The following is a 13,610-nucleotide window of genomic DNA, read 5'->3' as shown; positions in this document are numbered from 1 at the left end:
GCGCATCCCGGCTGCTCTCCGAATGCGACGCGAAGCCAACCAGGGCCAGAAGCTCGCCGCCGGCCGGATGGCATTCGGCCGCGGAGAGCATCTTGCCAACTGCACGATGTGATTGTATCGTAAGCTATTACTCGTAGAGAATGTTGTTCGGGCCGCCCAATTGCAGGGAGGGCGCATTCATGAATGTCGAACTTCAGATCAACAACAGCACAGCTCCAGAGGCGCGGTTCGTGACATGGGTACCGTCTCCGTGTCGGATTCGCGTGGCTGACCCGTCGGGCGCCAACGCGTCGACCGTCAGCGTCAAGATTGCCGCTGTGTCGGCGGCAAATGGCGGTGGAGTCGGATTTCGCAGCGGTACGACGGGAGCGTTCGCGAACAGCCTTACCCTGACCGTTCCGACGAACGGCACAACGGTCCCGTTCTTCGTTGCCGGGAAATTTGGCCAGCCGAGTACGAACTCCGGAGACGTGAAGATCGAGGCACGCGTGGGCAGCACGCTCGTCGGATCTTCCCAATTGATGGTGCGCATCCGCAAGAATGCCAACAAGCTGACGAACGGCGAGCGCGATCGGTTCATTGCGGCGTTTGCCAAGCTCAACAATCAGGGCCTCGGTCGCTTCGCGGATTTCAACAAGATGCACAAGGGACCCGGTCTGGCGCAGGCGCATTCCGCGCCGGGTTTCCTGCCATGGCATCGCGCTTATCTGCTCGACCTCGAGCGCGAGATTCAGGCGATCGATCCAAGTGTGGCGCTCCCTTATTGGCGCTTCGACCAGCCCGCTCCGAAGGTTTTCACACGCGACTTCCTGGGCGAGTCCGACGCAAATGGCACGGTGAAATTCCGCAATGGCAATCCGCTGGAATTCTGGGTGACGGACGGCACTCCCGGCATCAATCGCACTCCGGACTTTCCCACGTCGCAGGCTCCGCCAAATCCAATGAAGGAAGCGCAAACGCTGGCGCTGGGTAATCAGTTTCGCACGTTCAGGGGCATGGAAGGAGATCCGCACGGCCTTGCACACACAAGCTTTGGCGGTTCCATTCAAGATCCCAGGACCGCGGCGAAGGACCCGCTGTTTTTCCTGCTTCACTGCAACGTCGATCGGCTGTGGGCAAAGTGGCAGCGCCAGAACGGGCGTTTCGATCCAGCGACCGCGGCGTCGTTCGACGAGAGACCAACCAGTCGGCCGGGCCACAAGCTGAATGATACGATGTGGCCGTGGAATGGCGTCACCAGCCCCGCGGACCCTACTCGTCCGCCGGACGCGCCGGGCGGGACGTTGGCCGCATCACCCTGCGTCACGGCGCCGGGGCCGCAGCCGCGCGTCAAGGACTGCATCGATTACCTCGGCGTTGTCAACGCCGCCGCCAACGCGGGATTCGGCTATGATGATGTCCAGATCTAGCGCGCCTTGCGCGGGGAGATAAGATGATGGCAACGAAGCGGAAAGTTGCAAAGAAAAAGGCAGGGAAGAAGACGGCAGCAAAGAAGACGGCAGCAAAGAAAACGGTCTCGACGAGAAAGCGAAGCACCGCCTCGGCCCCTGTCCGGGTTGCAGAGAGCACTGACGATGTTCAGCGTCTATTGAAGGTCTTGTGCGATGCCGGCAAGCCCATCGTCGTACGGATGGCTGCGCTGCAATCGCTCGGTGCGGCGGCTTTCAGTGTCCCAAATTTCGAATCCGTCCATGCGGACTACATTGCGGCCTTACGCGAGGTCTCGACCGATTCTCATGAGCAGCTGCGGCGGCGTTCACTCGGCATTCTCATGCGCAACAAGGATGGATTTGCGCAAAAGAAGCTCCTGGACGGCCTGAAGAATCCCGCTAAGGCGCTGCTCCCGCCGGAGAAAGCGCTTCAGCTTCTGGGCAACGACGTTCATGCCGGAGCGTATTCGGTGGCGCGCGCGATCGTGAAGAAGCCGCCGAGTCAGGACGCGAAGCGTGAGGCATTGCGTCTGCTGGCGGCCGATGTCAAGTCGGCGCCAATTTTCGAGAAGGTGCTCCGCGACAAGAAGGAGTTGCGTGAGAATCGGCAGCTCGCAGCCTCTGCATTGCACTCGCTGAACCCCCAAAAGCTGCAACGGCAGGCACTCAAGATCCTGAAGGACAAATCGGACTATTCGGATATCAAGGCCACGAGCTTGACCGCACTGGAGCAATTCGGCGATGAGGCCAAGTTCGCCAAGGACAAGGCCTTGATGCTGGGCGTCAATCGCTTCAACTCGTCGAAGACGCCGGCAAGATACAAGCAGTCCGCACGTCGTTTCCTCAGCAAATACGATCAGTAGAATGCCCATTTCCGGCGACGCAACAAGCGTGATGTCGGAGGAACGATTTGCCGAACTGGTCGGCATGCTCTCCGTCGATCCGGTCGGTGGTGCGAAACTCACGGATCTTCTGCGCGAAGGGCATCCTGTCTACGTCGGGCGAGGAACCGCGACCGTCGTCCAAATGCGAGGCTGGATTCTGCTTGCTCTGGCGCGGATCGGACTCTCGGATCAGGCACTGATCTTCGTGCTCGAAGAGCTGGATACGGGGATCGATGCCTACCTGATCGCTGCCGCCGCGCGTGCATTGCGTTCCTATGCGAAACCGAACCAAGCCCTTGCGCCCTTTGTCGCGCGGGCGCTCGACCGGATTCGATTCCATGACGAGCCGGTTTCGTTCGAGAAATACGGCGAGTATGCGACCACGTCCACCGGGACCAGCGCGGTATCGGAATTGCTGGCCGCCCTGGTCTGGCTCGGCCCGAACGCGCAAGCGGTTCAACCCCAGCTCGAGCGCTGGCGCGCGGAGCACGGCCTGTCACGGAAGTTGCGGCTCGATCTCGACCGAGCCCTGAAGGCCATCCGAGAGCCCGACCGCGCCATTCCTTCGTGCTGCGGTGGCTTGCCAGCGGCCGGAAGCGTCGCGATCAGGGGGGCGATGGACAGCCGGGAGCCCCGCTCGATCAGTTCCGTCCTGATGCAAGACCAAGACGGGAAATCGGTGAAGTTCCTTGAGTTCTTCGGCGGCAAGCCTGCGATCGTGGTCTTCTTCTATACCCGCTGCGACAATCCGTTGAAGTGCTCGCTCACCGTCACAAAGCTGGCGCGCGTCCAGGCATTGCTTGGTGCGCGGGGACTCGCAGGACGGATCCGTACAGCCGCGATCACGTATGATCCGGAGTTCGATCGGCCCGAGCGCTTGCGGGTGTATGGCCGGGACCGTGCCGTGCGCACGGACGATGATCACCGGATGCTACGGGCCGTCGAGGGGAATGACGCCTTGCGCTCGTATTTCGAGCTTGGCGTCAATTTTGGTGAAGCGCTCGTGAACCGTCACCGCATCGAACTCTTCATTCTTGATGCCACAGGACGGATCGCGGTGTCCTTCGAACGTCTTCACTGGGATGAGGAGCAAATCGTGGCTCGCGCAGTCGAGACGTTGAACGGCCTCGAGCCGTGCTAAAGCATGATCCGGAAAGTGCGAAGCGGTTTTCCGGAAAGATCGTGCGCAAACAACAACCTAAAGCGCGATGACGATTCATCGAAATCTCATCGCGCTTTAGCCGTGCTTCGGCGAAGGCACGGGCAACTCCTCGTGGCGACGCTGGAAGCGTTGCCAGTGCAGCACGATGCCGATCAGAAGCGCCGGCACGAAGCCGAGCGCGATCAGGAAATGCGGCAGCTGCTTCGGCGAGATGAAGGCGATGGCGATATCGGAGATCAGCCACAGTGCTGCGAACACCACCGCAAAATCCGTTCGCGGGCAGCGCAGGTAATAGAACACGGCGGTGATGACGATGGCCGGGCCGATCGCGATGCCGATCATGATCGCGGTCAGCTCCTTCGGCGTCAGCGTGTCGAGCACCATCGACGCCAGCAGCCAGAGCGCGGCGAACATGGCAACGATGTCGAGCGGATGCCGCAATCCAATTCCTCTGGCGAAAGGCGGGCTATCGTTGGGGCCGGGACTGCGGCCGTCAAGTCAAAATGAGCTCATTCTTCGTCACTTCCAGGCGTCGGGCGCAGCATGAAGTGACCGAAAGCGGTGGCGATCGGCTTCAAGGCATCGTCCTGCCAGGCCCGCGCCTCGAAGGCGACGATACGTCGACCCTGCTTCACGATCGACACGTCGGCAAAGGTGTCGAGCGCGCGGCCCGAGCGCAGATAGTTGACGGTGAGGCCGATCGGCTTGGGCGGTGCTGCCGCGCCGAGCTCCCGCGCCACGCCGATGATGGCGGTGGTCTCGAGGAAGGCGCCCGTCATGCCGCCGTGGATCGCCGGCAGGATCGGATTGCCGATGATCTGCGGCGAGAACGGCATCGTCAGCGTGCCGTCGTCGTTGACGCGGATGCCGAGCGCGCGCGCGAACGGGCTGCGCGCAAAGGGACCGTCCGGATGCTCCGGCGCCTCCAGCGTCGGGATGCTGCGTGCATCCATCCGGCGGTCGGCGAGCATGTTGGTGCGGTTGGCACCGATCATGAAGCAGGCGGTCGCGGTCGCGACCGGATCGTCCTCGGACTCCTGATAGGCGGTGGAGCGCACGAAGGCGATCGAGCGCGTGGTGCGGTAGCACATCGAATGCGCCTTGATGTCGAGACCGGGCGTCGCCGGCTTCTGATAGTCGATGCGCAGATCGAGGGTTGCGATGGCGCGGGTGCCGTCGAGCGCAAGTTGCACCGCCATGCCGCAGCTCTCGTCCAGCATCGCGGTGACGACGCCGCCATGCAGCACGCCGGTCTCGGTGTCGCCGACGAAGACCGGACGATAGGGCAGGCTGGACCACGCCTCGCCAGGTGCGAAGCGGTCGAGCTGGAGCCCGCTGATATGGCCGTAATCGGAGCGGCGTCCCTTGATGGCCTCGGCGAGTTCCTCGAAGGCAAGCGTGGTCGGCGTGGTGCTCATGAGGACCTTCTAGACCAGTGTCGGGCCTCGCGCAAAACCCCGAATGCGTCCCGCATGGGACGGTTTGGTCTCGACAGGGCGCGCCGAAGCGCCGATGGTGGGCGCTTCGTTCGCCGATGAACTGCAAGGAGCGCCCATGGCCGACCCCGAAACGCCCTCGACCGCCCAGGGGCCCGTCACCATTTCCACCTCCAGCGCCGAGCGGGCGCCGATCATCTATTTCGACGGCGCATCCTGCTTCGGCCACCACAACGGCGCGATCCAGATCGAGCTCGCAGCAAACCTGTTGATGCCGGTCGGCGCCGCCGTCAGGGTCGACGTGGTCCAGACCGCGCATCTGCGTTGCAGTGTCGCCGCGGCGCTGGCACTGCGCGAAGCCCTCGAAAAGGCGCTGGCGATGTATCAGCAGGGTCAGAAGCAGCCGGTGGCGGAGGAGATCCCGGCGGTCAAGAACTGAGATCGCAATTGACAGCAAACTTTCTTTGCGCCACCTTTCGCGCAGGTTGATACGACCTGCCGGTTGCACCCTCTGTGGAATGGTGAACGTATCGAGCCCTGATCGGCCCCCTTTGCCCGAGCGACCGGGTCAGCAACGCAACCACCTGACACACCTGGATCGCTCATGCAGAGGACGAACCGATGCGCGATTTTCGCGATGCCAAGGCTATGGCGCACACCCTGCGCGAATCCCTGACCACCAAGGCCGTCACCATCAGTCACAGCGAGAGCCTCGAGCTCGTATCGAGGATGCTGGGTGTTGCCGACTGGAATACGTTGTCTGCGATGCTCCAGACCGGGCGTCGCGACACGCCCGTGCCGATCGCAAGGCTCAAGAGCTCGACCGCGGTCTATCCGGCGGTCCCGCTGCGCGATTTCGTGCCGTTTCCAAGCGCGACCTTTCCGCTGTTCGTCGGCCGCGAGAACACCGTGCTCGCGCTCAACCATGCGTTCGAGGGCGAGCGCGAGATGGTCTGCGCGATCCAGCGCGACTCGGGCGTCGATGAGCCGCAATTTGCCGACGTCTACGAGGTCGGTCTGCTTGCTCAATTGGTCGAGCTCGAACGGCTCTCCGACGGCTCGATCAGGGTACTGACCCGCGGACTCCGCCGCGTCGGGCTTCGCAGCTTCGCGGCGACGAACAGCGGTTACCAGTCCGAGGCTTTCGAATTACCCGAGAGCCCGCCTGCGGATGCGCCTGAGCTGATTCGCCGAGCCATCCAGCGCTTCGAGGATTACGCGGCGGCCCACGGTCTGCTCATGCCGGACGTCTGGTCGTTCCTCGATCGGACGCGCGACATCGGACATATCGCCGACACGATGGCGCCGCGGATGAAGCTGTCGATCAAGGACAAATATGAGCTGCTCGCCATCCTCGACCCCGTGAAGCGGCTGGAGACGATCGACGCGTTGCTCGACGTGTCGTCTCGTCCGTTCGCTCCGGCCTATAACGCTACGCGGCGCCGGGCGCTTGATCTTGCCGACCGGCGCCGCCATCAATTTGCAACGCTGGAACATCTTCTGCTGGCGTTGACCGAAGACGGCGATGCCGCGCCCGTCCTGGAAGCCTGCAATGCCGAGCTCGGCGCGCTCAGGCAGAAGCTGACCGACTATCTCGACAAGGAGCTCGCTCACATTGTGATCGAGACCGGCGCCGCTGCGCCAACGGCTGCATTCCAGCGTGTCGAGCGCCGGGCCGCGCTGCACGCCCGGGAGGTCGACAATCCAGGGGTAACCGGCGCCAACGCACTGGTCGCCCTCTTTCCGGAGACGCGAAGCCCAGCGGTGCGCTTGCTCGCCGAGCAAGGCGTATCGCGCTGGCGCGTGGACGAGACCATCGCGAAAGCGAGCGCCAAGGACAAGGGCTAGAGAAGGGAACGGCGGCCGTCTACGCTTTGGTCACATGCACCTTCGCGGTCTTGCCGCCGTTCCACTTGCCGTCGAGCGCGCGCTCGATCTGGGCGGCGAGCTGCAGCAACAGGCCGTCATTGGCCTGCTTGGCGATGGCCTGGATGCCGAGCGGCAGGCCGTGGTCTTGCGCCGCCATCGGCATCGAGATCGCCGGCATACCGCAGAGATTGGCCAGCGGGGTAAAGGCGAAGAAGCGCCACAGGTTCTCGAACCAGTCGCGCACATCAGGATTGTCGGAGATGGTGAGGTATTCCCTGGTGCCGACCTTCGGCGTCGGCAGCGCCGTGATCGGCGTCAGGATCACGTCCCATTGCTCGAAGAAGCTGCCGAAGCCGCGTGAGGTCGTGTTGAACACGCTTTGCATCTTCGCCCGTTCGGCGAAGCTGGTGTGACGCCCGGCTTCCCAGATGCGGATGTTCATGGGCTCGATCAGATCCTCCGGCGGCTTTTCCAGTCCGCGCGCGGCGAGCATGTTGGAGATCACCACCGCGAAGTTCGAGATGTAGCAGGTGGTCTGCGCCTCGAAGGCGGCAGGCAGGTCGATCTCCGGCAGCGCGTAGTCGACGTGATGGCCGAGGCCTTCGAGGAAGCGTCCAGCCTTCTCCAGCTCGGCGGCGAGCTCGGACGTCGCGGTGTAATTGCCCCATGTGTGAGACAGCGCGATGCGAAGCTTGCCGGGATCGCGTTTGATCATCTCGGTGTAAGGCTGCGCCGTGGTCCAGAACGGCATGAACTCGCCGGGCGCAGGCCCGCGCGCATGATCGACGAAGGCGGCAGTGTCGCGCACCGAGCGCGACTGGCAGCCCTGGATCGAGACGAGGCCGGTGAGGTCGGACATGTGCGGCGCCAGTGAGAACACGCCACGCGAGACCTTCAGGCCGATATTGCCGTTGACGCCGGCGGGAATGCGGATCGAGCCGCCGCCGTCGGTCGCATGCGCGATCGGCACCACGCCCGCGGCGACCATCGCGGCGCTGCCTGCCGACGAGCCGCAGGTGGTGTAGTCGGTATTCCAGGGATTGCGCGTGACGTAGACGGCGGGATTGTCGGCCGAAGAGCACACGCCGAATTCCGGCGTCGTGGTGCGCCCGATCAAATTGAGCCCCGCCTGGCGGAATTTGCCGGTGAGGAACGTATCGGCGCTCGCGCGATTGCCGCGCATCAAGAGCGAGCCCATCTCCTGCAGCCGGCCCTTCATGGTCGGCCCGAGATCCTTCATCAGGAACGGCAGGCCGGCGAAGGGACCTGCGAGATTGGCGCCGTCCTTGGCGGGATCGGCGATCACGTCCTCGAACAGCTCGACCACGCCCGACAGTGCCGGATTGACCTTGGCAACGCCGGCGGCGGCCTGCCGCGCCAGCTCCTTCGCCGCCAGCTCGCCCTTGCGGACGCGCCCCGCCAGCGCGACGCCATCGTGCTGCGCCCATTCATTCCAGCTCATCGGCAAAGTCATGAAGTCAAATCCCCTCAAGGTCGCGGCGTCACCTTTTTCGCAACGGCCCATGTGAATCAACCGAGGCGCCGCGAGGGGCAGGGTTGCGCCCGGCGGAGAGGTCGGGCTGTTGGTTATCAATCCGACAGTCGTGCGATCGCTGCAACCGGGCCGCCGCCGGCCGGCCCCTGATGCTCGGCGCCGCCGGACACGTAGACCGCGCTGGTGCCGGCAAGGCCAGCGATCAGGCCGCCGACCGCGGCGCGCGCGTGGCGGGTCGAGCTGATATCGGTGTCCTCGAGCATGGTGTGACGGAAGCCGCGCACGCTGCCGTCGGGAGAGGCCTCCGCCTTGGCGAAGATGTTGACGAGCGTGCGGCCGGCGGTAGTTTGCGGCGCCGCGCCGAGCCCGACGCTGTTCAATGCCGATAGCACCGCCGCAGCGTCAATCGCATCCTCCATCACGGCATGGCCGATCTCGAACTCACTCGCTGAAGACGCCGAGTTGCCGAGCACGATGATCACGTTATGCATCAGCTCGATCCCCGATGAGGTCGAGGCCACCTTGGAGAACAGATCATAGCGCCGCAGCACGTCCTCGTCGCCGACGTCGGCGCCGATCTCGCCGAGCGCGACCGCGACGCCCAATGCGGACGCACCGCGCGAATAGGCCATCGAGCTATAAGCGCTCGTCGTCGCCGTTGTGTTGCCGCGCGCGTTTGCCGCCGCAACGCGCTCGCTGGTCAGCAGCGGGCACTTGATCTGCACGAAATGGACGTCCGCGGGATCGTTGATGCCGGCATCGGCCATCGCGGCCTTCACGGCCTTCGCCGTCTCGGTGATTTGCGCGGAGCGGCCGAGCTCCTCCGGCAGGAAGTCCCGCGTGTGCGCCATGCCGATGCCGAGGCGCCTGCCGGAAAGGCCTGCCGGGCGGTCGGCCTCGCGGCGCGTGAACACCGTGATGTGCGGGCTCAGGACGCCCTCGGTGCCGCCGGACATCACGAAGGCGATGCGCTGCTCCACTGCCGCCGGCGACAGGCCGAGCCTGGGCGCCAACGCCGTGCAGAGCGCGGCCACCGCGTATTCCCGGGTAAAATCGTTGACGCCGCCATTGCCCTCGGTCTTGCCGAGAATGGCGAGGATCGCGTTGGGATCGATTGCGCCTGAAACGATCAGGTCCATCAGGCCGGAGACGTCGCCGGGGCCGGTGGTGGCGATCCTGAAGACTCCGACCGATGTGGTGCGCATGAGTGGTCCTTTGTTCGGTGGCCCGGCGGAGCAAACAGCCTTGGAATGGACGCTCATGTCAAGCCGCGAGCGGTCCGTAGCCTGGATTACACTCCGCTCCATTCGAGCTACAAGATCTTGCGTTGCCCGTCGGGCAAAACACCCGATCGGCGGGTCAATCCGCATGGGTAAAATATTCGTCTTTACAGAATTTCTGATTTATCGCATTCTCTCGCCACCTCATCCCGGTCAGAGGGGCGTATCGCGATCGTCACGAACGTGGGGTGAGCCGTGGTGGACGCCAGTTACACCGGCGCGAAGGGTTTTGCAGGGCGGGAAACCGTGAGCGAAATACCTCGCGCACACGACCGGTGTGATCGGCGTACGGCAAAACCGTGTCGTCCTGACGCCCGGGGTCTGTGCGTCAAGTCTTGCGGTGATGTGGCGGCCCAACCGGGCGCGCGCGTCAGTTATCGGCAAGGCGACGGGGGCAATAGTGCATCGCTCCCCGGGGAGAGCTCGGCATAAGCCGTAAAACCACTGCGCAGGGAAGGCCGGTTGTTGGGCTTCACCTGTATGCCGCTGTGCAGCCTCTTGTAGCGCAACCTTCGCACAGTGGACCGTGGGTGCCCGGCCGGCACCCGGTCTTCCCTGCGCCCTCTGACAATTGGAGGGTGGAGTGACCTGCGCAAAGCTCGGGCCTATTCCGCCGCGAGGATGCGAAGGCGTGTCTGCAAGTGAGATGCAAATTGAAGAGCCGATGCCGCGCAAAACATTCCGTCATTGCGCTCGCAATGACGAGCAGGAGAGTGCGCGCGACTTGACCTGCTCTCGTGCCCCGGACGCAGCGCAGCGTCCCTTCGACGGTGCGCTGCAGAGCCGGGGCCCATCTCGCCGCATGCCGTGCTGCCTTATGGGTCCCGGCTCTGCGCAGCAGCGTTTCACGCTGCAGCGCGTCCGGGACACGAGCGCCCGGTCTCAGATCGACGATTGTGGCGAGATCGCATCGGTCGAGAAAAAAATCCTCTGTCGACGGCCCTTCACCGCACCTTGATGAATCAACCTGGGTTGGTCCATAAGCGGCGTCCCGCGGCCGGTGGTTCGCCCCTGCGCCGCGTACTTGGATAGAGGGATCTCGCGTGGCCAACATCAACCAGAAAATTGCGCAGGAGCTTGGGGTTCGCGCCGAGCAGGTCGAGGCGGCGGTGACGCTGCTCGACGGCGGCGCCACGGTTCCCTTCATCGCCCGCTACCGCAAGGAAGCGACCGGTGCGCTCGACGACGCGCAATTGCGCACCCTGGAGGAGCGCCTGGTTTACCTGCGCGAGCTCGAGGACCGCCGCAAGGCCATTCTCGAATCGGTCCGCGAGCAGGGCAAGCTCGATGCCGCGCTCGAGGCCTCGATTATGGCCGCCGACAGCAAGGCCCGCCTCGAGGACATCTATCTGCCGTTCAAGCCGAAGCGCCGCACCAAGGCGGAGATCGCCAAGGAAGCCGGCCTCGAGCCGCTCGCCAATCAGCTGATGGCTGAGCCCGGCAATGATCCGAAGGTCGTGGCGGAAGGCTTCATCAACGCCGAGAAGGGCGTCGCGGACGCCGCCGCCGCGCTCGACGGCGCCCGCGCCATCCTGGTCGAGCGGTTCGACGAGGACGCCGATCTGATCGGCGCATTGCGCGAGGAGATGTGGACCAATGCGCGCATGGCCTCCAAGGTGCGCGACGGCAAGAAGACCGAGGGCGAGAAATTCGCCGACTATTTCGATTTCTCCGAGCCGCTGACAAAACTGCCCTCGCACCGCATCCTCGCGATGTTCCGCGGCGAGAAGGAAGAGATTCTCGATCTGCAGATTCAGCCCGAGGCGGAAGCGCCGCCGCCTGGCGTGCCGAGCGCCTATGAACTCAAGATCATGAAGCGGTTCGGCATCGCCGACCTCAAGCGCCCCGGCGACCGTTGGCTGATCGACACCGTGCGCTGGGCCTGGCGCACCAAGATCCAGGTGCATCTCAATATCGATCTGCGCATGCGGCTGTGGAACTCGGCCGAGACCGAGGCCGTGCGCGTGTTCGCCTCGAACCTGCGCGACCTCCTGCTGGCGGCGCCCGCTGGCACCCGCGTCACCATGGGGCTCGATCCCGGCTATCGCACCGGCGTGAAGGTTGCCGTTGTCGACGCCACCGGCAAGGTGGTCGACACCACCGCGATCTATCCGCATGAGCCGCAGCGGCAATGGAACGAGTCGCTGGCGACCCTCGGCCGGCTCGCAATCAAGCACCGCGTCGAGCTGATCGCGATCGGCAACGGCACCGCCTCGCGCGAGACCGACAAGCTCGCCACCGAGCTGGTCAAGGGTCTGCCCGAGCTGAAGATGAACAAGATCGTGGTGTCGGAAGCCGGTGCGTCGGTCTATTCGGCCTCGGCCTTCGCGTCGGAGGAGCTGCCCGGCCTCGACGTCACGCTGCGCGGCGCCGTGTCGATCGCGCGGCGCCTGCAGGACCCGCTCGCCGAGCTCGTCAAGATCGAGCCGAAGGCGATCGGCGTCGGCCAGTATCAGCACGACCTCGGCCAGGCCAAGCTCGCCAAATCGCTCGACGCTGTGGTCGAGGATTGCGTGAACGCGGTCGGCGTCGACGTCAACACCGCCTCCGCGCCGTTGCTGGCGCGCGTGTCGGGTGTCGGCTCCGGCCTTGCCCAGAGCATCGTGGCGCATCGCGACGCCAACGGCCCTTTCAAGTCGCGCAAGGCGCTCAAGGACGTGCCGCGGCTCGGGCCGAAGGCGTTCGAGCAGTGCGCGGGCTTCCTGCGCATTCTCGGCGGCGAGGATCCGCTCGATGCCTCCGGCGTGCATCCGGAAGCCTATCCCGTGGTGCGCCGGATTCTCGAGGCGACCAGGAGCGACATCAAGGCGCTGATCGGCAACAGCGACGTCGTGCGCACCTTGAAGCCGAAGGATTTCGTCGACGAGACTTTCGGCCTGCCGACCGTCACCGACATCCTGCGCGAGCTGGAAAAGCCGGGCCGCGACCCGCGCCCGGCGTTCAAGGCGGCGGTGTTCAAGGAAGGCGTCGAGGAGATCAAGGATCTCAAGAAGGGCATGATCCTCGAGGGCACCGTCACCAACGTCGCCGCCTTCGGCGCCTTCGTCGACATCGGCGTGCACCAGGACGGCCTCGTGCACATCTCGGCGATGTCCAAGACCTATATCAAGGATCCGCGCGAGGTGGTGAAGCCGGGCGACATCGTCAAGGTGAAGGTGCTGGACTTCGAGGTCGCCCGCAAGCGCATCTCGCTGACGCTGCGGCTCGACGACGAGGTCGGGCCTAAGAAGGACGCTCCCGGCATGCAGCGCGACAACAATCAGCGCAACGCGAGCCGCATGACGTCGGCGGCGCCGCGCAAGCAGGAGTCTTCCGGAGGCGGCGCGCTCGCCGAAGCGCTGCGTCGCGCGGCGGAGAAGAACGGCGGCAAGCGGGCGTGACCCCTTAACCTCTCCCGCTCATTGCGGGGAGAGGTCGGAATTCGCTCCATCCACGTCGTCATTGCGAGCGCAGCGAAGCAATCCAGTCTCCCGTCGTGGAAAGACTCTGGATTGCTTCGTCGCAAGGGCTCCTCGCAATGACGGGGAGAGAGCTGGGACTACCCTCCTAACACCCGCGTCAGAATCTGGCGCATTTGTAAGTTGAAGCCGACGGCCCGTTCTCCTCATCTGATCCTCCTCGTGCGGCGCTAAGACCGCCGCACTGCAAGGAGAACGTCTCGATGAACAACAGGCTTCTCAAGAGCCTCACGGCGACCTTGATCGCAGCAATGATGGCAGTCGCTTCACCGGCGCTCGCGCGCGGCGGTGGAGGTCATGGCGGCTTTGGCGGTGGCGGCCATTTCGGTGGCGGCGGCCATTTCGGCGGGCCTTCCTTCGGCGGGGCGCGGTTCGCGCACGCGCCGATCGGTCCGCGCTTCGCCGGCGCAGGCTGGCACGGCCCCCACGGCTTCCGTCACCACCATTTCCGTCGTTTCGCCGTCTTCGGCGCGCCCTATTTCTACGGCGGCTACAATGACGGCTGCTGGAGCAGGAGCTGGACGCCCTATGGATGGCAATGGGTCAATGTGTGCGGAGACGATTGGTACTAGCATCGCCGTACCGCACCATTGTCG

11 protein-coding genes are annotated in these 13,610 nt (G+C 64.4%); 7 read left to right on the top strand and 4 right to left on the bottom strand.

The genetic code is table 11. The features are described from left to right. The first annotated feature begins 179 nt into the window (after positions 1-179). From AC24YW_RS10540 to AC24YW_RS10530, 3 genes are read left to right on the top strand one after another with little or no spacing between them, the layout of a single operon-like run. Positions 180-1,409, top strand: a complete 1,230-nt coding sequence (locus AC24YW_RS10540; protein ID WP_487482672.1) for a tyrosinase family protein — start codon at positions 180-182, stop codon at positions 1,407-1,409. A 23-nt stretch (positions 1,410-1,432) separates the two neighbouring features. Beyond that, positions 1,433-2,293, top strand: a complete 861-nt coding sequence (locus AC24YW_RS10535; RefSeq protein WP_487482671.1) for a hypothetical protein — start codon at positions 1,433-1,435, stop codon at positions 2,291-2,293. A gap of 1 nt (position 2,294) precedes the next feature. Beyond that, the gene (locus tag AC24YW_RS10530) at positions 2,295-3,455 is read left to right on the top strand and encodes an SCO family protein (protein ID WP_487482670.1); all 1,161 of its coding nucleotides are present in this window, start codon (positions 2,295-2,297) and stop codon (positions 3,453-3,455) included. 96 nt (positions 3,456-3,551) lie between these two features. Here AC24YW_RS10530 and AC24YW_RS10525 read toward each other — a convergent pair whose 3' ends face one another. Both AC24YW_RS10525 and AC24YW_RS10520 read right to left on the bottom strand, forming a co-directional pair. Next, positions 3,552-3,917 (bottom strand): hypothetical protein, encoded by a 366-nt coding sequence (locus AC24YW_RS10525; protein WP_487482669.1) that lies wholly within the window; start codon positions 3,915-3,917, stop codon positions 3,552-3,554. A gap of 68 nt (positions 3,918-3,985) precedes the next feature. After that, complete coding sequence (locus tag AC24YW_RS10520) at positions 3,986-4,894, bottom strand: PaaI family thioesterase (protein ID WP_487482668.1); 909 nt, start codon at positions 4,892-4,894, stop codon at positions 3,986-3,988. 136 nt (positions 4,895-5,030) lie between these two features. On the opposite strand from AC24YW_RS10520, the gene AC24YW_RS10515 reads away from it, so the two are divergent. Together AC24YW_RS10515 and AC24YW_RS10510 are read left to right on the top strand one after the other, a co-directional pair. Continuing rightward, entirely contained in the window at positions 5,031-5,351 is a 321-nt protein-coding gene (locus AC24YW_RS10515; RefSeq protein ID WP_036009675.1) for a hypothetical protein, read from the top strand. Between the two features lie 182 nt (positions 5,352-5,533). Continuing rightward, positions 5,534-6,760, top strand: a complete 1,227-nt coding sequence (locus AC24YW_RS10510; RefSeq protein WP_487482667.1) for an LON peptidase substrate-binding domain-containing protein — start codon at positions 5,534-5,536, stop codon at positions 6,758-6,760. Between the two features lie 19 nt (positions 6,761-6,779). Here AC24YW_RS10510 and AC24YW_RS10505 read toward each other — a convergent pair whose 3' ends face one another. Both AC24YW_RS10505 and atzD read right to left on the bottom strand, forming a co-directional pair. Continuing rightward, positions 6,780-8,255 (bottom strand): amidase, encoded by a 1,476-nt coding sequence (locus AC24YW_RS10505; protein WP_487482666.1) that lies wholly within the window; start codon positions 8,253-8,255, stop codon positions 6,780-6,782. A gap of 116 nt (positions 8,256-8,371) precedes the next feature. Beyond that, complete coding sequence (gene atzD, locus AC24YW_RS10500) at positions 8,372-9,481, bottom strand: cyanuric acid amidohydrolase (RefSeq protein ID WP_487482665.1); 1,110 nt, start codon at positions 9,479-9,481, stop codon at positions 8,372-8,374. Positions 9,482-10,599: 1,118 nt separating this feature from the next. Between atzD and AC24YW_RS10495 the strand changes: the two genes are divergently transcribed. After that, the gene (locus AC24YW_RS10495; RefSeq protein WP_487482664.1) at positions 10,600-12,936 is read left to right on the top strand and encodes a Tex family protein; all 2,337 of its coding nucleotides are present in this window, start codon (positions 10,600-10,602) and stop codon (positions 12,934-12,936) included. 281 nt (positions 12,937-13,217) lie between these two features. Then, entirely contained in the window at positions 13,218-13,586 is a 369-nt protein-coding gene (locus AC24YW_RS10490; RefSeq protein WP_487482663.1) for a hypothetical protein, read from the top strand. The last annotated feature ends 24 nt before the right edge of the window (positions 13,587-13,610 follow it).

The sequence above is a fragment of the Bradyrhizobium sp. USDA3516 genome (assembly GCF_057651995.1).
This window is presented reverse-complemented; position numbering and strand designations above follow the sequence as displayed.